This window comes from Aminobacter niigataensis (genome assembly GCF_014200015.1).
GTDB lineage: Bacteria > Pseudomonadota > Alphaproteobacteria > Rhizobiales > Rhizobiaceae > Aminobacter > Aminobacter niigataensis.
In genome coordinates this window covers 588884-610683 of record NZ_JACHOT010000001.1, presented here as the reverse complement: position 1 = coordinate 610683, position 21800 = coordinate 588884, and the positions used below count along the sequence as shown (strand labels likewise).

Genomic DNA, 21800 nt, shown 5'->3' with positions numbered 1-21800 from the left:
GTTCAGGGGACGTTCCGCCCCTCAACCTTGACGCTTGTGTGGCGACACTCGAGATTCTAGCGGCTGTCCCACAGCCAGGAGCGGTCGCGCCAGAGCTTCTCGCCGACCAGGCAATCGTATCTCGGCCGCGCCTGGGCAAGCACGACGGGCGGGTATGCAGCCTCTTCGGCGGCCCATTGCGGCGAAGCCGGCCCGGCCAGTTCCATCACCAGCTTGCGCCGTATCGCTTCGGGGAACTGCGACCATTCGTTGACCGGGATCATGAAAGCGCCCGGCCCGCCAATGACGCAATCGGCGTAGTAGCGATCGAGATCCTCGACGTCATAGGCATTGCTGAAGCCGCCATTGGTCATCAGCGGCAGCCCGTTGATGGTGATCCCCTGGGCCACCACCCCGTCACGAATGAGGTCGACCGGCGGCCCCTGGTTGTTCGGCCCGTCGCCCGAGATGTCGATCACCCGCTTCATGCCGCGAAAGGCGCTTTCGGCGAAAAGATCGCTGCCGAATTCGAGCGCGCTGGATATCGAGGTCCGGCGTGCGCTGTTGGGTGGCTTGGCCGTGAGCTGGCGTATGACGCGCTCGGCATCGGCGCGATTGGCAATGACCGTCCAAGGCACGATGACGATCTGGGAGGTCGATCCTGCCCATTCGACATAGGTGACGGCGATCTTGCCATGGGCACCCTCGGCGATGGCCTGAAGGACGCGTTCATGCGTCAGGGCGGCGGCATAGCCGTGGCGCTGGATCTCGAGTTCGTCGGGCGACATCGACAGCGAAACGTCGACGGCAAGCACCAGTTCGACATCGACCTGTTCGACTGCAAGGGATTGGGATGCAAGGCCAAGCATCAGCGCCACTGCGGCACCGCCTGCGAGAAGAGCTTTGACCACAGCAGACATTCTTTGAGGGTAAGCGATAATCCTCCACTTCAAAAGAAAAGCCCGGCAAGAATGCCGGGCTTTTCATTCACATTGTTGCGAAGTGCTGTCCAAGCAAGGCCTGTCACCGGCCCAACAAGCCAGTGTTCAGCTCCGTGGCTTGAGGTTCTCCGGGTCATAGAGCGGCTTGTAGCCGACGCCCGCGACCTCAACCGGATAGGTCTCGCCGAAATACTCCACATTCAGCTTGCGGCCTTCCTGGGCATAAGCGTGCGGCAGGTAGGCCAGCGCGATGTTCCTACCGATGGTCGGGCCGAAGGCGATGGAGGTCGTGTAGGAACGGCGGCCGAGTTCATCGACCAGCACCTCGCCGGTTACCGGGTCCATGACCGGCAGCGTGCCGACCGGATAGCGCTTCACGCCGTTCCTGTCGGTGTTTTCGGTCATGACCAGCGTACAGAGCATGGCCGGCTGGTGGTCGCGCGCCTTGTATTCCATATGCTTGGCCTTGCCGCGGAAGTCGGCGTCCTTGACCTTCGGACGGGCAAGATCGGCCTCGATGAGGTTGTACTGGGTCAGCAGATCCGCATTCTGCAGGCGCAGGCTCTTTTCCATGCGGCGCGAGTTGGCATAGGTCTCGACACCGAAGGCCATGACGCCGGTCGCGCGCAGCGCATCCCAGACGGCAAGACCGTCCTCGTACCTCATGTGCAGTTCCCAGCCCTGCTCGCCGACATAAGAGATACGGAAGGCGGTGACCGGCCTGCCGGCGATCTCGATCTGCTTGATCGCCGCAAAGGCAAAGTTTTCCTGGTCGAGCCCAGCGGGATCGGCGACCACCTTCTTCAGCGTCTCGCGGGCATTCGGCCCCCAGATGCCGATCGTGATGAACTTCTCCGAAACGTCGGCAATCGTGACGTCGAGGCCGCGGTCCTCGGCGACGCGCTTCATGTAGTGGAAGTCGCGCGGGCCGGCATCGGCGCCGTTCACGAGGCGGCAGCGGTCGGCCATGCGGAAGACGGTGAAGTCGGCGCGCACCATGCCCTCGTCGTCGAGGAAGTGGGTGTAAACGCCCTTGCCGATATTGCCGTCACCACCGATCTTGGCCGCGCAGAGCCATTCCAGCAGCTCGACATGATCAGGACCCTCGATATCCACCATGTGGAAATGCGAGAGGTTGACGATGCCGCAATCCTCGCTCATCGCCAGGTGCTCGGCGTTGGAGACACGCCAGAAGTGGCGGCTGTCCCATTCGTTCTCGCGCACCGGCACGCGGTTGCCGTATTTCTCCAGAAGGTGCTCGTTGGCCTTGTAGCCGTGCGCACGCTCCCAACCGCCCAGCTCCATGAAGTGGCCGCCGAGCTCGACCTCGCGCTCGTAGAAAGGCGAACGCTTGACGTTGCGGCCGGTGCCGTAGGGCTCACGGGTGTGCACGGCCGGGAAGTAGATCTTCTGGGCGGCTTCGAAGGTGCGTCCTTCGATGAACTTCTCTTCCAGCTGATGCGGGTAGAAGCGCGCATAGTCGATCGAATTGTGGTCGATCTCGGTGCGGCCGTCGGTCATCCAGTCGGCGATCAGCTTGCCGTAGCCGGGACCGTCCTTCACCCAGATGGCGACGCAGTACCAGAGGCCGCGCACCTTCTGGCTCTCGCCGCAGGAGGCGCCGCCGGCTGCCGACACCTGAAGCAGGCCGTTGAAGGAATGGCTTTCATTGTAGCCGATCTCGCCGAGGATCGGCGTCAACTCCATGGCGCGCTCCAGCGGCGCCATGATCTGCTCCATGTCGAGGTCGCGCTGCGAGGGCGAAAGGCGCGCCTCGTGCTTTTCGAGGATTTCGCGCGGATGGCAGAGGCGCGGATTGGTGGTCTCGTAATAACCCCACTCGATCTGGCCGCCTTCGGTGGTCTTGGGGTCGCCGGTGTCGCGCATGTAGGCGGAGTTGCCCTGGTCGCGCAGCAGCGGGAAACCGATTTCCTTGCCCGTGCCCTCGAACTCGTTGTACGGGCCGAAGAAGGTGAGCGGATGGTCGACCGGCATGACCGGCAGGTCTTCGCCGACCATTTCGGCGATCAGTCGGCCCCAGATGCCGGCGCAGACGACGACATGGTCGGCCATGATCGTGCCGCGATGGGTGACGACGCCCTTGATGCGGCCCTTCTCGACGATCAGCGAGGTGGCTGGCGTGTTGCCGAAGACCTGGAGCTTGCCGGATTTTTCGGCGGCATCGACAAGCTTGCCGGCAACGGTCTGCGAGCGCGGAATGACGAGGCCGGCGTCGGGATCGAACATGCCGCCCATCACCTGATCTTCCTCGATCAGCGGGAACATCGCCTTGATCTCGGAGGGCGAGACATAGTGCGCGCGCGTGCCGAACGCCTTGGCGGAGGAAAGCTTGCGCTTGATCTCTTCCATCCAGGTGTCGTCGCCGGTGCGGGCGACTTCGAGCCCGCCGATGCGGGCGTAGTGGCCCATCTTCTCGTAGAAATCGATCGAGTATTGCGTCGTCCAGACCGAGAGATAGTCGTGGCTGGTGGTGTAGCAGAAGTCGGAAGCATGCGCCGTCGAGCCGATGTCGGTCGGCACGCCGGACTTGTCGATGCCGACGATGTCGTCCCAGCCACGCTCGATCAGGTGATGGGCAATGGATGCGCCCACGATACCGCCAAGCCCGATGATGACGACCTTCGCATGTTTCGGAAACTCTGCCATTGCCCTCGACTCCGAGATGATATTTTTGCCGGCAGACTATAGGGCGGTGCAGCGCGATTGCAGCCTGTTTGCGACATTGCCAAAGAGCCGCGCGACTTCGCGCAAAAGAGCGAGCCTGAGCGGTCTAGGCGCGCGCCGGCATGATATCGAAGCGCGGCCTCCACATCGTCACCAGCACCATGCTCATCGCACCGATGAAGACGAAATAGAAACGGTCGTCGGGCAGCGGAAAGCTGACAAACTTGCCGAGCGTGCCGATTGCCAAGGCGAAGAGGAGCGCGTTTTCACGGCCGCCTCCCGTCCGTCCAGCGCGACCGAGCAGCGCCCATCCGGCCAGCAGCAAGGCAAAGATCGCCGGCCATTCATTGTCCATCACGGCGACGACCGCACCCCTGATATAACCCCGGGCAAAATCGACCAGCGAAAAATCCGGATGGAAGTTCGCCATCGAATTTTGGATCTGGACGCATGAGAAATAGAAATGCGCCCACCAGCCAGGATGGCCGCCGACCTTGGCGGCGATCATGCCACCGGCCAACGCGGCCACGAAGGTGACGAGAAGTGGAAAAACGCGCCAACCAAATGCAATGGCCGTCAGCAGCAGCGCAAAGACCAGGATGATGTTGTCAGGCCGCAGGAACACCGACGCGAACAGCAGCAAGCAGGCTGTGAGATCGCGTCTCCTGAGCAGCAGATAGACCGCAACGAACGAGACCAGCGACACCAGCATGTCAGGGACGACCGCCGTGGTCATGTGGGCATAGTCGGCGAGCACCAGCAGCGGTGCGAGCACGAATGCCCCTTGCAGGGCATCTTCCCTCGCCAGCCAGAAGAGGCAGAACGCGCCGAGCGCCAGCGACGGCAGGATGCTCAGCAACATGGCGGCATTGACAAGCCCGACGACGGGCTCGAGCGTACGCAACATCGCGATGTAACCCACCTTCACCCGGTACATCGAAAGCTGCGACTGGAAGTCGGCAGGGTTCTGCCATTGGTTGAGGTTGTACGTGTTGCCCTGTTGCAGTGCATAGAGCTGGGATTCGCTTGCGCGCTCGGAAATCAACCTCCAGGTTTCGGCATGCAGCTCGACCGGATCGCTGTGGCGATCCTCCAGCGCCGTCGCGACATAGGCAACCATGTCCCAATTGTAGTCGGGCCGGACCAGCGCGTAGGCCGAGATAGTGAGGCAGACGACGGCAAAGAATGTCACGGCCAAACGGTCGAGCAGCCGCTTGCTGCCCGCCGCCTGGGTGAACGACCGGACGATGCCCGTCCTTAGGGCCCACCCCATGACCGTGCCGTCGCCAGCCATCATCTCGTCAACTGACCTGGCTCTTCACGAAATCCTTGACGATGGCGACGATGCCGCGACCGAGAAGGCTGTCGAGCGACTGGATCAGCACGTCGACATCGCCGCGGCTGCAGGTCAGCGGCGGCAGCAGGCGGACGACGTTGCGGTTGTATTCGGTGAAGGCCACCAACACGTCGTAGTCACGCAGCAATAGCGCGCCCACGAAACCGGAAAGCGACCCCTTGAGCTTGTCGTCGAGCACGCTGACGACCGGGCGCAGCACCATCGGAAGCGTCTGCGAAAAGTCGTGGAACTCAAGCCCGACCATCAGGCCCTTGCCGCGCACGTCCTTGATGATCTTGGGATATTTCGCCTTGAGCTCTTCCAGCCGCTCCAGCAGGTAGGCGCCGGTCGCGGCCGAATTCTCGATCAGCCCCTCGTCGTAGAGCACGTTGAGCGTCTCGATCGCCGTGATGCAGCCTTCGCCGATGCCGCCGAAGGTCGCCATCGCGTGGATCATCGCCGTCTTGGGCGTGCCATAGGCCTTCATGTAGACGTCGCGGCGCGCGATCATCGCAGCCATTGCCGCCTTGCCGCCGCCGAGCGATTTGGCGACGGCGGTGATGTCGGGCACGACATCGTAGTGCTCGAATGCGTAAAACCGGCCCGAGCGGCCGACGCCGCACTGCACTTCGTCGGCAACCCAGATCACGCCATACTTGTCGCAGAGCGCGCGCAGCTTCTGCCAGTATTCCGCCGGCGCCTGGTTGATGCCGCCGCCGCCCTGGATGGTTTCGAGCACGATGGCGCCGATTGCCGGATCGGAGCGGAAGGCATTCTCGACCGCGTCGATGTCGCCGAAGGGGACGCGTGCGGTGTTGTCGGTGAGCCGGAACTCGCCGCGATAGAGTGCACCGTCGGTGATCGAGAGCACGCCCTTTGTCTTGCCGTGGAACGAGTTCTCGGCATAGACGATCTTGGGACGCGCCGGGCCCGCCGCGCGCTCGGCGAGCTTGACCGCCGCTTCCATCGCTTCCGAGCCGGACGAGCCGAAGAACACCATGTCGAGGTCGCCTGGCGAAATCTGCGCCAGATTGTAGGCCAGCGCCGAAGCGTATTGCGACATGAAGGCGATGCCGATCTCGTGGCGCTTCTCGTCCTGGAATCTCTTGCGTGCCTCGACCACGCGTGGGTGGTTGTGGCCAAGCGCCAGCGAGCCGAAGCCGCCGAAGAAATCGAGGATCTTGCGGCCGTTCTGGTCGATGTAGTGCATGCCTTCGGCACGCTCGATCTTGATCTTGTGGAAGCCCAGCAGCTTCATGAAATGCAGCTGGCCCGGGTTGAGATGCGCCTTGAACAGGTCGGTCATCCTGGCGACGTCGAGCGCCTTGGCCTGCTCGACGGTCATCAGCTTCGGCTTGGCGACCGCCGTGGCCGCCATCGCGGGAGCACCGGCAATGGCGCGGGAGTTGGCTGCATCCGGCTTGGTAACGAGCGTCATGGTCATATCCTTCATTCGGCCGGGGCGTGTTGCGCGCCGGCCGCGACGCCGGCCTTCTTGGCGCGATATTCCTTGTAGGCGGCGATCAGCATGTCCTCGTCGCGGTATTTCGGCACCCAGCCGAGCTGGCGCCCGCCCTTGGTGACGTCGAGCACGCATTCCTCGTCGGCGATCAGGTACTGCTCGGGGTCCATGATCGGCATGTTCATGAGGTCGAGCAGGTCGAGCGTGCGCTTGACCGCCCAGGCCGGAGTCGGCAGCAGGATCGACTTCGACCCGGCATGCTTGACCAGATCGCCGAGAAGCTTGCGCACCGGCGGCGGGTTGAGCGAGCCGAGATTGTAGGCCTCGTTGGGAACGCCTACCTTCCAGGCGAGGCGTGCCGCCTCCGCGCAATCGAACACCGAGATGAATTGATACGGGTTCCGGCCTGAGCCGATCATCGGCACGGGAAGGTTCCAGTCGATCAGCTTGAACAGCTTTTCCAGGATGCCGAGGCGGCCGGGGCCGATGATCAGGCGCGGCCGGAACACCGAAATGTTCATGCCGCGATCACGCCAGACCACGGCCAGTTCCTCGGTCTTCTGCTTCGACCAGCCGTATTCGCCAAGCGGCGCCACCGGATGCTCCTCGGTCATCGGGTAGGTAACCGTGTGGCCGTAGATCATGTCGGTCGTGTAGTGCACCAGCTTCGACGCACCCGCATGGTCCATCGCCTTGATGATGTTCTCGGTGCCGAAATAGTTGACCGGGAAAAAGAACTCGTGCCGCTTTGCCCTCACCTGGATCGGCGAAAGCATCTTGGCCGACAGGTTGTAGACCATGTCGTCGACCTTGAGGCCGAGCGCAGCGATCGACGCCGGTTCGGTGACATCACAGGTCACGAAACGTGCATTGCGATAGTGCGCGAGTTCGCTCTTGACGATGTCGGCGACGATGACTTCCTCGCCGTCGGCGATCAGCCTGGGCGCAAGATGGCGACCGACGAAGCCGTCGCCTCCGAAAATGACGTGTCTCATCGCATGAGCTCGCTTGTCTTGGTGGATTCTGTAGAAGCGGTGACGACCGTTTCGTCGTGGTCACGGCCGCTCTGGGCGATCAGCACGGTGCCGACGCAGATGAAGGCGATGCCGGCGATCCGCCAGGCATTCAGGTCTTCGCGGAAGACGAAATATGCAAACACCGCGACGGCGACATAGGCCAGACTGAGGAACGGGTAGGCGAAGCTGAGCTCGACCTTCGACAGGACATAGAGGTGCGATGCCATCGAGATGACGAAGGTCAGAAGCCCAGCAAAGACCCACGGGCTGAAGACGATCTGAAGCAGCTTTATCAAGGGGTTTGTACCCTCGAACGAAATCGCTCCAAGCGACATCATGCCCTGCTTGAGCATCAGCTGCGCAGCCGCGTTGGTCATCACCGTAAAAAGAATGAAGGGCAGGTATTTCATTGCTTTATCCGTTCTCTTCGCAAGCTAGCGGCAAGCCGCGAATATTCCGTGAAACTTTCCGTACAATTTGAAACACCTGCGCGTTTCCTTGGCGATCGCCTGAGACCTACTCGGCCGCTTGCGCCGCCTCACTGTTGCGCGCACCCAGTCGGCCCGCCGTACGGGCCCAGAAATCCGACATGAAGGCGGGATCGCGCATCGTCTCCAGCCGCTGCCAATCCGGAAAGGAGGCGGCGAAGGTCGCAGCCGACATGCGCGCGTCCTTGTACGGATTGACTGCCCCGCCGGCGCCGATCGTTATCCGGTCGAGTTCGGCCAGAAGCTTGAGCGTGCGCTGGCCATGGTTGGGAAAATCCAGCGTCAGCGTATAGCCGGGCCGGGCAAACGACATCAGAGCCGGCGAGCGCTGTGCCCCGAAACGCTTGAGCACGGTCAGGAACGAGCCCTGCCCGGCCTGCCTCGTCGCCGCCAGCAATGCCGCTATGGTCTCGCGCGCGGCCTCGACAGGCACCACGCTCTGGTGCTGGTAAAGCCCATTGGGACCGTAGAGCCGGTTCCAGCCGGCCACGCTGTCGAGTGGAAAGAAGAATTTCTTGTAACCTGCCTGGCTTGCAGAGACCCGACCGCGCCGCCAGCCATAGGCGGCGTTGAACAGCTTCAGGAACGGCCGGTTGAGCAGGGTCAGCGGCGGCTGGAATGGCACCGACAATCTTGCCGCTCCCAGCTCGGCCGCGCGCGCGCCATGGGGCGCGTGGTTGCCGGCGAGCAAAAGGCCACGCCCGGCGCTTTTGCCGCCCGCCAGCTGGTCGATCCAGGCGACAGCATATTCGTTGTCGCGGTCGGCAGCTTCCGCCAAATCGAAATATTCATCCAGGCTGCCGAACGGCTTGACCGTCTCGGCGATGTCGAGCGACGGCACGCGCATCAGACGGATGGCGGCGGAAAGAATGATGCCGGTCAGCCCCATCCCGCCGATCGTCGCCCAAAACAGCCGTGCATTCTCCGTAGGTGAACAGGCATAGGTGCGGCCATCGGAGCGCAGCAGCGTCAGACGCTCGACATGACAGCCGAAGCTGCCGCGGCGGTGATGGTTCTTGCCGTGGACGTCGTTGGCGATGGCGCCGCCGAGGGTGACGAACTGGGTGCCGGGCACCACGGCGGGGAAAAAGCCGTGCGGTGCCCCGGCCGCGATAATGTCGGCGAGCAGCGCCCCTGCCTCGACCTCGAGCACGCCGGTCTCGGCGTTGAAGGAAAGGATCCGATGGTGCGGCCGCATGTCGACGACGGCGCCGCCGCTGTTCTGGCAGCTGTCGCCATAGCTTCGGCCGTTGCCATAGGCGAGCAGTGACGCGGCGCGCACCGATCCGCTGGTCAGCATCTGCATCGCCTCGGCCACGTCGATTGCACTGCGTGCGCCTGGGTTGGCGCGGCCGAAACTTTGATAGTCGCAAGCCGCCATGCTCACCACCCCGCGACCAGAAGCAAGGCAGCGCCGATAAGAACCACGATCTGGCTGCGCCAGTCGCGAATGATGAAGACGACAGGATCGTCGTGCAGTTCGTCGCGGCGGGCGAGGATCCATACGCGCATTGTGAGGTAAAGCACGATGGGCGCCAGCGGCCACATCAGCCAGGGCTGGCGGTAAAGCTCGCGCACGGCGCTGCTGTCGATGTAGAGCGCCAGAACCAGCACCGACGAAAACGCCGACGCCATCCCCGCCTGCGCAACGATCTCCTGATCCTCGATGCGGTAGCCGCGCCCGGCAATGCGTTCGCCGACGTTCAGCGTCGACGAGCGCAGTTCGACGTAGCGCTTCACCAGTGCCAGCGAGAGGAAGAAGAAGATCGAAAAGGCAAGCAGCCAGAACGACACGTCGACGCCGGTCGCTGCCGCACCCGCCAGGATGCGCAGGGTATAGAGCCCCGCCAGCGTCAACACGTCGAGCAGCAGCATGCGCTTGACCGACAGGGAATAGGCGGTCGTGGCGATCAGGTAGATGAGCAACACGGCGACGAATTCGATCGACGTGAAGGCAGCCGTCACCAGGCTTACGACGAGCAGGATAGTCGCCGAGGCGAGCCCGAATGGTATCGACAGCTTTCCGCTGGCGAATGGCCTATCGCGCTTGGTCGGGTGCGACCGGTCGAGTGTCAGGTCGAAAAAGTCGTTGATGATGTAGATGGCCGATGCAGCCGCACAGAACGACATGAACGCCAGCAAGGCCGGCACCAGCATGTCGACGTTGAAATATTTGTGCGCCAGCACCAGCGGCACCGCAATCAGTGAATTCTTGAGCCACTGGTGGACACGCAGCATCTTGAGGATCGTGCGCACGTCCGGCTTCGGCACGGCGACAAGTTCGGAACCGTGGCTTGCCTGCCAGCGCGCGGCGGCGCGGTCGGGTGCGACGACGATCGCCTCGCGCGCGGCTTCGAATACCTTGAGATCGTGGCGGCTGTTGCCGGCATAGTCGAAACCGCCGTCGCCATAAGCCGCCACCAGAGCGTTGCGCTTGCGCTCGGAGGTCAGGTTCTCGGCCCCGTCGCTGGCAAGCACCGCATCGAACAAACCGAGATGCCTGGCAATCGCGTCGGCAAACTTGCGCGGCGTGCCGGTGGCGAGCACGATCTTGCGGCCGTTGGCCTGCTCGTCGCGGAGCCGTTTCAGGACTTCGGGTCTGTAAGGCAGCGTTGCCGGATCGATGTTGACGGCCGATGCAATCGCCTGCTTCAGCCGGGCTGGCCCCGAAAGCAGCCAGAACGGCACCAGAAAGATGCTGAGGGGGTTCTTCTTGAGAAGGGCAAACAAGCCTTCCCAAAGCAAATCGGTCGCAATCAGCGTACCGTCGAGATCGACCGCGAGCGGTATTGCGCTGTTTTCTGATCGCGCGTCCATCGATATGCCTGCCCTGCCCTTGCCGGACGGCATCAACCCTCCGGACCCCCACCAGTACGCTATAGCGGGCAGCCGGATTCGGGATGGTTAAGGTGGCAGCCGAATGCTGGAGGCGCGCCAGTCATTTCCTCGGTCATGCTTAAACAGACATTAGCGAAATACGGAAAAGGCCGAGCATCCGCCCGGCCTTCGATCAATTCACCAGCGATGGCACGCGATCTTACTTGATGCGGGCGACGCCGCCCGAGATCTCCACCGTTTCCGCACCGGTCAGCGCTTCGCGGTCGCCATTGGGCATCGTCACGAAGCAGCCATTCGAGCAGAATTCGACCGTCTCGCCTGCGGCAAGAGCGAGTTCCGTCTTGGAACCGCCCTCCGTCACGATCAGCGTGCGCGGCTCGGCATCGAGGTTTACCGCGCTCGCGGCATGCGCCGCGCCCGACATGGCCAGGAAGAGCGCGCCTGCGGCGACAAGAAACCTATTCATTCTCATCATCGGTGTTTCCACCGCCTCTGTTCATTTTCGCAAGGCATTCTCGCCGTTTGCAAGGGAGCTTATATGAGTTCGAAGCTGAACGGCAACTGAATGCCTTGTTCATGCCACAATTGGTTATCGCAGCCCCACCGTTTCATTCCGGATCGGTTTTTTTCCTTCCCGGCTTGCGCCTGGCGGCAGCTTCGTCAGCCCGTTTGTTGCGCGCTTCTTCCACCTCCGCGACCAGCGCTTCGGCCTGTTCGTCATCGGCCGGCCATTTCTCGGCGGGCTTGATGTCGTGTGCGCGCGGCGTCGACGGGATATCGATATGCTCGCGTTCGAATGCCTCCAGGATGGCGAAGCGAATGTCGTTCTGGACAGCATTGCTGCCTGTGACATCCGCGAGGAAGAAGCGTATCTCGAACTCCAGCGCCGCCGTGCCGAAATTGGCAAACAGCACGAAGGGTTCCGGATTCTTCAGGATCATCGGATGCGCCCGCACGATGTCGAGCAGGACATCATGGGCGCGCTTGACGTCCGAGTCGTAGGCGACGCCAACCTTGATATCGACGCGGCCGAGCTTGTTGCGATGGGTCCAGTTGCCGACGGCACTGTTGATCAGGTCCGAATTCGGCAGGATGACCGACTGGCGCTGGAACGTCTCGATCTCGGTGGCACGCACGCTGATCTTCTTGACCGTGCCCGAGACCTGGCCGGCAACGATCCAGTCGCCGACCTTGAACGGCCGCTCGGCAAGCAGGATCAGGCCCGAGACGAAGTTGGACACCACGTTCTGCAGGCCAAAGCCGATACCGAGGGAAAGTGCACCGGCAACGAGCGCGAGATTGGAAAGGTCGATACCTGCCGCCGACACGGCGATCAGCCCGGCAATCGCCACGCCGGCATAGCCGACGGCAAGCCGGATCGAGTTGCGCACGCCGGCATCGACCTTGCCGCGCGCCATCACCGAGCCATCCAGCCAGCCCTGGAACCAGCGCGTGACGAAATAGCCGATGGCAAAGACCAGGACGCCCGAAAGGAGGCCGGCGGGCGAGAACGTGAAACTGCCGATCTGAAAACCGGAGCCGATGCGATAGAGCCAGGTGACCATGTCGCCGGGCTGGAATCCCCATGTAAACAGGATCAGCGGCACGCCGACGATCAGCACCAGCAGATTGATGACCATGCTGGTGACGAGGCCGAGCTGATCGAGCGTCGCATCGTCGAGCGTGAACATCCGCTTGATGCGGCGTCCTACCGTCGTCTTGATGAACGCGTCTTCCTCGTTGATCGCCTGGGACGACAGGAAGCCGATATACATCGTCGCAAGGATGGTGCCGGTCACGACGATCTGCTGCGAAACGAAGCGAGCCAGGCCGATGTAGCCCAGCAACGCCGCGGCAATGGTGACGCCGCCCAGGGCAAGCACGATATAGCGGAAGAGGCGCGGCCATGGCTTCGGACGGCCGTCCTCATCGACGAACGGTCTGACCAGCCCGATGAGGATGACCAGTACGCCGATCACCACGGTCGACGTCAGCGCCTCGCCCACCGTCAAAGCCACCGGTGAACCGAGCACCTGGTAGACCGAGCTCAGGAAATAATCGAGGCCGGTGAAGAAGGCGGTGGCGGTGATCAGCAGCATCAGCCAGCGCGCCGCGCCGCTTTCGACCGGAATCAGCCGCCATTTGGGCAGCCGGGGCGAAAGCACGGCCATGCCCAGGCGCGAGACGAAGAAGACGATGGCGATGACGTAAAACAGCGACCACAGCATTGCGCCGATGTCGCCGCGCAGCACTTCAAAATAGTCGAACAGGTAGTAGGTGACGCCAAGGAACGCGACGAGGGCCGCCGACTGCATCAAGGTCGACCAGAAGGCGACCGACAGCCTGCTGAGATAGGACGGCTCCTCGACCCTGCCGTCGGGCTCGAACATCCGGCCGAACATGCGACGGCCACCGACGATGATGACAGCCGCGGCGGCCAGTGCAAAGAAGGTCGCAGCAAGCATCGATTTGAGCTTGAAGCTGGCGACAAAACGAACCCAGGACGAGACCGTGCGGTAGAGGTCGCTCATCTCGGTCTTGAAGGCGTCGATGACCTCGAAGGCCAGCGCGAAATTGATCTGGTAGCGCTTGGTCAAAAGGTTCTGGAATAGGTCGCGCCGTACCTCGGTGATCTGGCTGATCAGCTTGTCGATACGGATCGAGAGATTTTCGGCGACGCCGAGCACGGCGTTGATCTCGGTCTTCTCCGCGGTCAGACTTTCCCGCTCGCTTGTCACCACCGCAGGTTCAGGCGGCTGGCCTTCCGCCGGCGGCTTGCCAAGCTGCTCCAGCCGCGTGTTGATTTCGGTCAGGCGCGGACGGAATGCGACGCCGCTTTGCAGCAATTCGCGCGACAGCTGCTCGAGTTGAAGTCGGATATCGACAAGGCCGGCATCGTCCTCGGCGCTGGCCTCCATCTTCTTCTGCAGCGCATCGACCTTGGCCGACAGGCTGGTGATGACTTCCTGCTGGTCTGCAATGACACCGGCCGGCGCTTTGCCGAGATCCTGCGCGACAGCCTGCGACAGCAGCACCGCTGCGAGAATGAACAGGGTGGCGCCGATGCGCCGGACTGCGGAGAAAAGCATGGTTTGTCAGCGACTCACGGTCTGTTTGCCAAGTTCACGGCGTGCCATTGATAAAGATGGCCAACCTGCCGGGCAAGCCGGCCGGATGGGCTGGTGGGAAAGTCGGCCTAGCGAAAAGCAATGGCGGAATATTGGCTTTGAATTCTGGAAGCTGCCTGTAGTGTCCGCACACAGCCCATAGGATGATTTGCAGGATGGCGGAATATTCGGCCTTTTCGCTTCTCAGGAACGCGCTCAGCGGAAACCGCGACTGGAAGCCGGCATGGCGCAAGCCAAGCCCCAAGGCATCCTATGATGTGGTGATCATCGGCGGCGGCGGGCACGGGCTGTCGACAGCCTACTATCTCGCCAAGGAACACGGCATCACCAATGTGGCGGTGCTGGAGAAAGGCTATCTTGGTTCCGGCAATGTCGGCCGCAACACAACAGCTGTCCGCTCCAACTACCTGCTGCCGCAGAACACCCGCTTCTACGAACATTCGATGAAGATGTGGGAGAACCTCTCCCACGAACTGAACTACAACGTCATGTTCTCGCAGCGCGGCGTCCTCAATCTCGCGCACACGCCGGGACAGCTCGACGACCTGGCACGCAAGGGCAACGCCATGCGCCATCTCGGCGTCGATGCGGAGTTGATGACGCCCGCCCAGATCGGCCGCCGCGTGCCCGGGCTCGACATGTCGCAGTCGGCGCGTTTCCCCGTCTATGGCGGACTGATCCAGGAGAGCGCCGGCACCGCACGGCACGACGCGGTTGCCTGGGGCTATGCCCGCGGTGCCGACCGACGCGGCGTCGACATTATCGAGAACTGCGAAGTCACCGGCTTCCTGCGCGACGGTGACCGGGTCACCGGCGTCACCACCAGCCGCGGCGAGATCCGTGCCAGGAAGGTGGCCGTCGCGGTTGCCGGCAGCACCGGACGCGTCATGCAGCTTGCCGGCATCGAGCGCATGCCGATCGAGAGCCACGTACTCCAGGCCTTCGTGTCGGAATCGCTGAAGCCGTTCCTGGATACGGTGGTGACCTTCGGCATGGGCCATTTCTACGTCGGCCAGTCCGACAAGGGCGGCCTGATCTATGGCGGCGACCTCGACGGGTACAATTCATACGCCCAGCGCGGCAGCCTGCCGATCGTCGAGGAAGTGATGAGCGAAATGCTGGCGCTGTTTCCGTCGCTCGCGACCGTCCGCGTACTGCGTTCATGGGGTGGGGTCTGCGACATGTCGATGGACGGCTCGCCGATCATCACGACGGGGCCCCTGCCCGGCATGTATCTCAATTGCGGCTGGTGCTATGGCGGCTTCAAGGCGACGCCGGCCTCCGGCTTCTGCTTTGCCCACACCATCGCCAGGGACGCGCCGCACGACCTGAACGCGCCCTTCACGCTCGACCGTTTCAGCCGTGGCACCGTCATCGACGACAAGGGCCAGGGCCCGACACCGCGGATGCATTAGAGCATGATCCCGAAAAGTGGAAACTGGTTTTCGGAAAGATCATGCTCCAACAAATAGTTAGAACCCCATTCCGATGCAATCGGAATGGAACGGGCTCTAAGGTTTCGAACGCATGCTGATCACCTGCCCCTATTGCGGCCCCCGGGACGTCTCCGAATTCGCCTACCAGGGCGACGGCAACCGCAACCGACCGGACCCGGCCTCGACCGACCTCGTCGCCTGGAACGCCTATGTCTATGACCGGCTCAACCCAGCCGGCGCGCATAACGAGATCTGGCAGCATGCCGGCGGCTGCCGCGCTCATCTCGCCGTGGTGCGCGATACGCTGACCCACGAGATCTTAAGCGTGCGCTTTGCCCGCGAAAAGGGCGCGCCCGCCCATGGCCGCCGCAAGTCGGGAGCCAAGGCATGAGCCCGCGCCGCACACCCTCGGGCGGCCGGATCGACCGGCTCCGCACCATCCGCTTCACCTTCGACGGCACGGCCTATACCGGCCATCAAGGCGACACGCTGGCGTCCGCGCTGCTCGCCAATGGCGTTTCGCTGTTTGGGCGTTCGTTCAAGTATCATCGCCCGCGCGGCGTGCTGACCGCAGGCGTCGACGAACCCAACGCGCTGGTGACGGTTTTGCGCGGCGATGTCCGCGAGCCCAACATTCCAGCGACGATGGTCGAGATCCACGACGGCCTCGTTGCCGTCAGCCAGAACCGCTTTCCCTCGCTCGCCTACGACGTCAGCGCCGTCAACCAGCTCGGCGGCAAGATCCTCTCGGCCGGCTTCTACTACAAGACCTTCATGGGTCCGGTGATAGGCCCGCTGAAGGGCACCCGCTTCTGGATGCTCTGCGAAAAGATCATCCGCCGCGCCGCCGGCCTGGGCCGCGCCGGCCACGCGCCCGATCCATCCCGCTACGAGCGCATGAATTCCTTCTGCGACGTGCTCGTCGTCGGCTCGGGCCCGGCCGGCCTCTCGGCTGCGCGCGAGGCCGCAGCATCCGGCGCACGCGTCATCCTTGCCGAGCTCGATCCGCAGTTCGGCGGCTCGGCCAACTGGTCCGGTGAAACCATCGACGGCGAACCGGCAGCCGCATGGGCGTCCGACATCGTCGGCGAACTCAGGGACCAGAAAAACGTGCGCCTGCTCAAGCGCACCACGGTCTGGGGCTATTACGACGGCAATACGCTTGCCGCCGTCGAGCGCGTCAGCGATCACAAGGCTTCCCCTGCCAAGGGTGCGCCACGTCACCGCCATTGGACCATCCGCGCTGGCAGGGTGGTGCTCGCCACCGGCGCCTTCGAGCGGCCGCTGGTGTTTCCCGGCAACGACCGCCCTGGCGTCACGATGGCGAGTGCGGCGCAGCGCTACGCCAACGAGTTTGGTGTGCTGCCGGGCGACAGGATCGCGGTTTTCACCAACAACGATAGCGCGTATCGGTCCGCCGCCGCCCTCAATGACACCGGCGCGACCGTCGCAGCCATCGTCGACGTGCGCCCCGAAATATCAGAGGAGTGCCGGGCGCTCGCCCACCGATGCGGCGCCGAACTGTTGGTCGGCCATGCCGTCATTGGCACCGAAGGTGGCAAGAAACTGACCGGCATCAAGCTCGCGCCATTCACCGTGGCGACCGGCCCTCTGCCGTCAGCCGCCCGCAGCATCGAGGCCGACTGCCTGCTGATGTCGGGCGGCTGGTCGCCGACAATTCATCTCGCCAGCCAAGCCGGCGCGCGACCGGTCTGGGGTGACGACTTGCAGGCCTTCCTGCCGCCCGAAGCCGGCAAGGGTTGGGTCGGTGCCGGCGCATTCAACGGCACCTTCTCGACAGCGGAAGCCATCGCCGAGGGTTTTGCAGCCGGCCGTATTGCGGCGGGCCTGCCCCCCATTGAGACGGGCACGCTTCCCGACGTCGAGCCCGCCGCGCTCGACCCGCATCCCGCGCCGGTTTTCGAAATCAGGGCTAAGGGCAAGTCCTTCGTCGACTTCCAGCACGACGTGACATCGGACGACGTGCGCCTTGCCCATCTCGAAGGCTTCGTCTCGGTCGAGCACCTCAAGCGCTACACCACACTCGGCATGGCAACCGACCAGGGCAAGGGCTCGAACGTTCCCGGACTGGCCATCATGGCCGAAGCCTTGGGCAAGCCGATCCCTGAGGTTGGCACCACGCGATTCCGGCCACCCTACACGCCGGTTTCGGTCGGAGCACTTGCCGCCGAGCGCTTCGGCGACCTCAAGCCCGAACGGCTGACGCCGATGCACGACTGGCACCTCGACAACGACGCCACCATGTATTCGGCCGGCCTTTGGTTTCGCCCGATGATCTATGGCGGGCCAGGCGAAACTATCGAGCAGGCCTATGTCAGGGAAGCGCAGGCGACCCGCGAAACAGCCGGCATCGTCGACGTCTCGACTTTGGGCAAGATCGCCGTGCAGGGTCCGGACGCAGCGGAATTTCTCGACCGCGTCTATTCCAACGTCTTTTCGACCCTGCCGGTCGGCAAGGCACGCTACGGCCTGATGCTGCGCGAGGATGGGCTCGTCTTCGACGACGGCACCACCTGGAGGCTTGGCGACAACGATTTCCTGATGACAACGACCACGGCCAATGCCGGCAAGGTCATGCAGCACCTCGAATACTTCCTCGATGTCGTCTGGCCGGACCTCAAGGTGCACCTGACATCGGTCACCGACCAGTGGGCGGGAGCGGCGATCGGCGGACCGAAGGCCAGGGAAATCCTGGCGGCCTGCGTCACAGGCACCAGGGTCGACAACGAGGCCCTGCCCTTCATGGGCATCGTCCACGGCGAGATATCAGGCGCGCCTGTCATGATCTGCCGGCTGTCCTTCTCCGGCGAAATGGCCTTCGAGGTCTATAGCGGTGCCGGCCACGGCACGCATGTCTGGGAAGCGCTGATCGAGGCCGGCAAACCTTTCGGCATGGTGCCGTACGGGCTTGAGGCGCTGGGCACGATGCGCATCGAAAAGGGCCATGTCACCGGCGCCGAAATCGACGGCCGCACCTCGGCCCGCGACCTGCATCTCGGCTGGATGCTGTCCAAGAAAAAGCCCTTCATCGGCTCGGCCATGATGGACCGCGAAGGCTTGGTCGCCTCGGGCAGGCTCGAACTTGTCGGCCTGGTTTCGCTCGACAACCGCCCGCTCAGCGGCGGCGCTCACATCGTCGAGGAAGTCGACACAGACAACCCGCATGGCTCGCTCGGCCACATCACCGCCGCCTGCTTCTCGCCGGCGCTCGAAAAGTACATCGCCTTGGCGCTCGTCGCAGACGGCAAGTCCCGGCACGGCACGCGTGCCCATGTCTCCGACCCGCTGCGCGACCGGTTCGGCCCGGTCGAGATCGTAAGCCACCACTTCTTCGACCCCGAAGGGAAGCGCATGCATGGTTGAGCAGCTTTCACCGCTTGCAGCAGCATTCCGGCCCGGATCGCACGGCAACTTCGTCGACGGCGTCGGCGTGACCCTTTCCGAGATGGCACCTGGCTCCATCGTCCAGGTTGCCGCGTGGCCGGGCGAGGAGAAGAAGCTGATCGCTGCCATCTCCTCCATCACCGGCCTCAAGCTTGCCGATGGCGCCGGTGCCGGTGCCGTCTCCGAACGCCACACCGTTTTCGGCTTCGCGCCCGGCAAATTCCTCGTCACCGACACGGCGGAAGGACTTGCTTCCACGCTGGCCAGCGCCGTCACCCCAGCCACGGGCAGCGTCACCGACCTGTCCCATGGCCGCACCGCCATTCGCGTTGCAGGCCAGAAGTCCGAATGGGTGTTGGCAAAACTGTTCGCTGTCGATTTCTCGCTCGTCGCCTTCCCGCAAGGCTCCGGCATCTCGACCGCCCATCACGACATCTTCGCCCAGATCCAGCGCAGCAGCCCCGACCGCTTCGACCTCTACGTCTTCCGCTCGTTCGCCCGATCGTTCTGGAAGATGCTGTGCCACGCCTCCGACGAGGTCGGCTACGAAGTGAGGTAGCGGTGGCCACCCGCCCTTCAAAGGACTAAAATCGCTGTCGCCCGCCGCTCATTGGCGAGGCCATCTCGGTGTCCGAAGGTTCGCGCCATGGCGAGCAATTCGTTCCGCTTCGATGAGGTTTGGGAAATTCCCGATGCCACCCCGCAGGAGGTGTGGGAGGTGCTGGCCGACCCGGGCCTGCTGCCGCTCTGGTGGGGCGACGTCTACAAGGAGGTGGAAAAGCTGACCTCCTACGAGCGGCCGACGGTTGGCGCCAAGGCCCGCGCACGCGCCCGCGGCTTCCTGCCTTACGAACTGAATTTCATTCTCGAAGCGGTCGAACTCGAGCCGGGCAAGATCGTTGCGGTGACAACGTCAGGCGATTTCGACGGCCACTGGCGCGCCGTGCTGACGCCTTCAGGCAGAGGCACACATGTGGCCTTGACCTGGCAGGTGCTGGTCGAGCGGCCGATCCTCCGCCTGCTTTCGCCCCTGCTGCGCCCGGCATTCGCCTGGAACCATCGCTGGACCACGCCGCGCGGCGAAGCCGGCCTGCGCCGTTATCTCGCCAAGCGCCACAAGGCTGCCGGCTAGCAAGCCAATCGCGTTGCGGGCAATATGCCCCCTTTGAGGGGGACGACCATGCAATTCATCAATTCTGCCGAAGCCAAGGCGCTCAGGCTGCCGTTCAGCCAGGCGGTGCGCGTGGGCGACGTGCTTTATCTCTCCGGCGCCCTGGGCAATCGCCCCGGAACGCTGGAACTCGTTCCCGGCGGCATGGAGGCCGAAGCGCGTCAGACGATGGAGAACATCAAGGCGGTGCTCGAGGAGAATGGCCTCGGCATGGCCGACATCTTCAAATGCACCGTCATGCTGGCCGACATGTCGAGATGGGCCGAGTTCAACAAGGTTTATGTCGGCTATTTCGACCCCGACCGCCTGCCGGCGCGATCCGCATTCGGCGCCAACGGCCTGGCGCTCGGGGCGCTGGTCGAACTGGAGTGCTGCGCCTGCATAGGCACCCGGCCCGCGGCCTGACCTATTTCAGGAACTGCACCCACTCGTCGAGCGGCGCGCGGTCGGTGCGGAAGGTGCTTTCCGGCTTCGACGTGTCCTCGTGACCGAGCGCCATGCCGCAGACCACCACCTCTTCTTCCGGAATGCCGAGCACCGGCCGGATCTGGCGGTGATAGGGTGCGAACGCCGCCTGCGGGCAGGTGTGCAGGCCCCTCGCCCGTGCCGCAATCATGATGTTCTGCAAGAACATGCCGTAGTCGATCCACGAGCCCTGGTTGAGCCGGCGGTCGATGGTGAAGATCATGCCGACCGGGGCGTCGAAGAAGACGAAGTTGCGGTCATGCTGGGCCCGCATGCGGTCGACGTCGCGGCGGCCGATGCCGAGCGTGCTGTAGAGCCCGAAGCCGTTGGCGCGGCGGCGGCCGAGATAGGGCTCGAAAAACTGGTCGGGATAATACTTGTACTCGTCCCAGACCGCCTTTTCGGCGCGCACGCCCGAATTGAGGATGGCGTCGCTCAGCCGCTGCTTGATCTCGCCAGCGGTGACGTAAACCTTCCAAGGCTGCATGTTGGTGCCCGAAGGCGCTCGCGCCGACACATCGAGGATGTCGCGGATCACCGCCTCGTCGACGGGCGTCGGCAGGAAGGAGCGCACCGAGCGCCGCGAAACGATCGCTTCGTCGACGATTTCGGTGTCATCCAGTTCCAGCGGTTTTTGGTCCGGTGCCAGCATCGGCTGTCCCTATGGCATCGATAGTGTCGGATCGCCCCTCACCGCCCGTCCGAAATCGAGCCTTTGCACTCTCTCCCGGAGTCTCGCAAGAGAAACTTGCTGGACCATGAAAATGAGCTTGAATTTTTCACAGAGATGCCATCTCATGAAATTCTGCAGTAAATTTTCACGAGGCCCGATTTGAGTCCCACCGCAACAGCCTCCCTTCGCAAGGAAAGCGACGTCGCAGGCGGCCTGCTCGCCAACGATCTGCGCGCGCTGCGCAAGTCGCGCGGACTGACGCTGAGTGAGATCGCGCTGAAACTCGGACGCTCGGTGGGCTGGGTAAGCCAGGTCGAGCGCGGATTGTCGACGCCTTCGATCGGTGACCTCCGGGAATTTGCCGAGTTGTTCGGCGTCCCCATCAGCCTGTTCTTCGCTCACGAGGCCCCGGTGGAGGCCGAGCGCGGCGTCGTTGTCCGCTCCGGCCGGCGGCGCACGCTCGGCAGCAGCGAATCCGGCCTGGTGGAAGAGTTGCTGTCGCCCGACCTCGGCGGCAGCTTCGAAATGCTGCGCTCGATCTTCGCACCAGGTGCCGGCATGGCCAAACCGGTGACGCGCCCCACCGAAGAGGCCGGCTACGTCGTCTCTGGCGGTTTCGACATCGAGATCGACGGCACCTGGCACAGCCTGGGCGAAGGCGACAGTTTCCGCTTCGACCACAAGCCGTTCCGGTGGAGGAACACGGAAACGGTGCCGGCGGTGGTCATCTGGGTCGTATCGCCACCGGTCTATTGATCGCACGCTGAGGGAGGAAAT

At 63.4% G+C, this 21800-nt stretch carries 18 protein-coding genes; 7 read left to right on the top strand and 11 right to left on the bottom strand.

Features of this window, described 5'->3' with window-relative positions; all coding sequences use genetic code 11:
• Window positions 1–56: 56 nt before the first annotated feature.
• From GGQ99_RS03025 to GGQ99_RS02980, 10 genes are all read right to left on the bottom strand, one after another.
• The gene (locus GGQ99_RS03025; RefSeq protein WP_183260582.1) at window positions 57–899 is read right to left on the bottom strand and encodes a DUF1194 domain-containing protein; all 843 of its coding nucleotides are present in this window, start codon (window positions 897–899) and stop codon (window positions 57–59) included.
• A gap of 126 nt (window positions 900–1025) precedes the next feature.
• Window positions 1026–3587, bottom strand: coding sequence for a GcvT family protein (locus GGQ99_RS03020; RefSeq protein ID WP_183260580.1), 2562 nt, complete (start codon window positions 3585–3587; stop codon window positions 1026–1028).
• Window positions 3588–3711: 124 nt separating this feature from the next.
• Window positions 3712–4902 carry a hypothetical protein gene (locus tag GGQ99_RS03015; protein WP_183260579.1) on the bottom strand — a complete coding sequence of 397 codons (1191 nt, stop codon included), beginning with the start codon at window positions 4900–4902 and terminating at the stop codon, window positions 3712–3714.
• A 4-nt stretch (window positions 4903–4906) separates the two neighbouring features.
• The gene (locus tag GGQ99_RS03010; RefSeq protein WP_246389487.1) at window positions 4907–6319 is read right to left on the bottom strand and encodes an aspartate aminotransferase family protein; all 1413 of its coding nucleotides are present in this window, start codon (window positions 6317–6319) and stop codon (window positions 4907–4909) included.
• Window positions 6320–6390: 71 nt separating this feature from the next.
• The gene (locus GGQ99_RS03005) at window positions 6391–7398 is read right to left on the bottom strand and encodes an NAD-dependent epimerase/dehydratase family protein (RefSeq protein WP_183260575.1); all 1008 of its coding nucleotides are present in this window, start codon (window positions 7396–7398) and stop codon (window positions 6391–6393) included.
• Window positions 7395–7829, bottom strand: a complete 435-nt coding sequence (locus tag GGQ99_RS03000; protein WP_183260573.1) for an EamA family transporter — start codon at window positions 7827–7829, stop codon at window positions 7395–7397. Before GGQ99_RS03000 ends, GGQ99_RS03005 begins: the two co-directional genes overlap by 4 nt.
• Before the next feature lie 106 nt (window positions 7830–7935).
• Complete coding sequence (locus tag GGQ99_RS02995) at window positions 7936–9288, bottom strand: FAD-binding oxidoreductase (RefSeq protein WP_183260570.1); 1353 nt, start codon at window positions 9286–9288, stop codon at window positions 7936–7938.
• Between the two features lie 2 nt (window positions 9289–9290).
• Window positions 9291–10724, bottom strand: a complete 1434-nt coding sequence (locus tag GGQ99_RS02990; protein ID WP_183260568.1) for a UbiA family prenyltransferase — start codon at window positions 10722–10724, stop codon at window positions 9291–9293.
• A gap of 220 nt (window positions 10725–10944) precedes the next feature.
• Window positions 10945–11211: a hypothetical protein gene (locus GGQ99_RS02985; protein ID WP_108607777.1), complete on the bottom strand. Its 267-nt coding sequence runs from the start codon at window positions 11209–11211 to the stop codon at window positions 10945–10947.
• A 142-nt stretch (window positions 11212–11353) separates the two neighbouring features.
• Complete coding sequence (locus GGQ99_RS02980; protein WP_183260566.1) at window positions 11354–13834, bottom strand: mechanosensitive ion channel family protein; 2481 nt, start codon at window positions 13832–13834, stop codon at window positions 11354–11356.
• Between the two features lie 194 nt (window positions 13835–14028).
• Here GGQ99_RS02980 and GGQ99_RS02975 point away from each other — a divergent pair, with 194 nt between their 5' ends.
• The 6 genes from GGQ99_RS02975 to GGQ99_RS02950 all read left to right on the top strand — a co-directional run bounded on the left by GGQ99_RS02975 (window position 14029) and on the right by GGQ99_RS02950 (window position 20290).
• Entirely contained in the window at window positions 14029–15288 is a 1260-nt protein-coding gene (locus GGQ99_RS02975) for a sarcosine oxidase subunit beta family protein (RefSeq protein ID WP_108607775.1), read from the top strand.
• 112 nt (window positions 15289–15400) lie between these two features.
• Window positions 15401–15700, top strand: a complete 300-nt coding sequence (locus GGQ99_RS02970; protein ID WP_183260564.1) for a sarcosine oxidase subunit delta family protein — start codon at window positions 15401–15403, stop codon at window positions 15698–15700.
• A complete protein-coding gene (locus tag GGQ99_RS02965) occupies window positions 15697–18693 on the top strand; it encodes a sarcosine oxidase subunit alpha (protein WP_183260562.1) in 2997 nt (998 codons plus the stop codon). Before GGQ99_RS02970 ends, GGQ99_RS02965 begins: the two co-directional genes overlap by 4 nt.
• Window positions 18686–19273 carry a sarcosine oxidase subunit gamma family protein gene (gene soxG / locus GGQ99_RS02960; RefSeq protein ID WP_183260560.1) on the top strand — a complete coding sequence of 196 codons (588 nt, stop codon included), beginning with the start codon at window positions 18686–18688 and terminating at the stop codon, window positions 19271–19273. Before GGQ99_RS02965 ends, soxG begins: the two co-directional genes overlap by 8 nt.
• A gap of 87 nt (window positions 19274–19360) precedes the next feature.
• Entirely contained in the window at window positions 19361–19846 is a 486-nt protein-coding gene (locus tag GGQ99_RS02955; protein ID WP_183260558.1) for an SRPBCC family protein, read from the top strand.
• A 48-nt stretch (window positions 19847–19894) separates the two neighbouring features.
• Window positions 19895–20290 carry a RidA family protein gene (locus tag GGQ99_RS02950; protein WP_183260556.1) on the top strand — a complete coding sequence of 132 codons (396 nt, stop codon included), beginning with the start codon at window positions 19895–19897 and terminating at the stop codon, window positions 20288–20290.
• 1 nt (window position 20291) lies between these two features.
• On the opposite strand, the gene GGQ99_RS02945 is transcribed toward GGQ99_RS02950, so the two are convergent.
• On the bottom strand, window positions 20292–21002 hold the full coding sequence (locus GGQ99_RS02945; protein WP_183260554.1) for a nitroreductase: 711 nt from the start codon (window positions 21000–21002) through the stop codon (window positions 20292–20294).
• A 180-nt stretch (window positions 21003–21182) separates the two neighbouring features.
• Here GGQ99_RS02945 and GGQ99_RS02940 point away from each other — a divergent pair, with 180 nt between their 5' ends.
• The gene (locus tag GGQ99_RS02940; RefSeq protein ID WP_246389391.1) at window positions 21183–21779 is read left to right on the top strand and encodes a helix-turn-helix domain-containing protein; all 597 of its coding nucleotides are present in this window, start codon (window positions 21183–21185) and stop codon (window positions 21777–21779) included.
• The last annotated feature ends 21 nt before the right edge of the window (window positions 21780–21800 follow it).

Coding starts and splice junctions, on each gene's coding strand:
- GGQ99_RS03010 (WP_246389487.1), bottom strand. CDS start 6,319: ATGGCGGCCACGGCGGTCGCCAAGCCGAAGCTGATGACCGTCGAGCAG.
- GGQ99_RS02995 (WP_183260570.1), bottom strand. CDS start 9,288: ATGGCGGCTTGCGACTATCAAAGTTTCGGCCGCGCCAACCCAGGCGCA.
- GGQ99_RS03000 (WP_183260573.1), bottom strand. CDS start 7,829: ATGAAATACCTGCCCTTCATTCTTTTTACGGTGATGACCAACGCGGCT.
- GGQ99_RS02975 (WP_108607775.1), top strand. CDS start 14,029: ATGGCGGAATATTCGGCCTTTTCGCTTCTCAGGAACGCGCTCAGCGGA.
- GGQ99_RS02965 (WP_183260562.1), top strand. CDS start 15,697: ATGAGCCCGCGCCGCACACCCTCGGGCGGCCGGATCGACCGGCTCCGC.
- GGQ99_RS02945 (WP_183260554.1), bottom strand. CDS start 21,002: ATGCTGGCACCGGACCAAAAACCGCTGGAACTGGATGACACCGAAATC.
- GGQ99_RS03025 (WP_183260582.1), bottom strand. CDS start 899: ATGTCTGCTGTGGTCAAAGCTCTTCTCGCAGGCGGTGCCGCAGTGGCG.
- GGQ99_RS02955 (WP_183260558.1), top strand. CDS start 19,361: ATGGCGAGCAATTCGTTCCGCTTCGATGAGGTTTGGGAAATTCCCGAT.
- GGQ99_RS02990 (WP_183260568.1), bottom strand. CDS start 10,724: ATGGACGCGCGATCAGAAAACAGCGCAATACCGCTCGCGGTCGATCTC.
- GGQ99_RS02950 (WP_183260556.1), top strand. CDS start 19,895: ATGCAATTCATCAATTCTGCCGAAGCCAAGGCGCTCAGGCTGCCGTTC.
- GGQ99_RS03015 (WP_183260579.1), bottom strand. CDS start 4,902: ATGATGGCTGGCGACGGCACGGTCATGGGGTGGGCCCTAAGGACGGGC.
- soxG (WP_183260560.1), top strand. CDS start 18,686: ATGGTTGAGCAGCTTTCACCGCTTGCAGCAGCATTCCGGCCCGGATCG.
- GGQ99_RS03005 (WP_183260575.1), bottom strand. CDS start 7,398: ATGAGACACGTCATTTTCGGAGGCGACGGCTTCGTCGGTCGCCATCTT.
- GGQ99_RS02970 (WP_183260564.1), top strand. CDS start 15,401: ATGCTGATCACCTGCCCCTATTGCGGCCCCCGGGACGTCTCCGAATTC.
- GGQ99_RS02980 (WP_183260566.1), bottom strand. CDS start 13,834: ATGCTTTTCTCCGCAGTCCGGCGCATCGGCGCCACCCTGTTCATTCTC.
- GGQ99_RS03020 (WP_183260580.1), bottom strand. CDS start 3,587: ATGGCAGAGTTTCCGAAACATGCGAAGGTCGTCATCATCGGGCTTGGC.
- GGQ99_RS02985 (WP_108607777.1), bottom strand. CDS start 11,211: ATGAATAGGTTTCTTGTCGCCGCAGGCGCGCTCTTCCTGGCCATGTCG.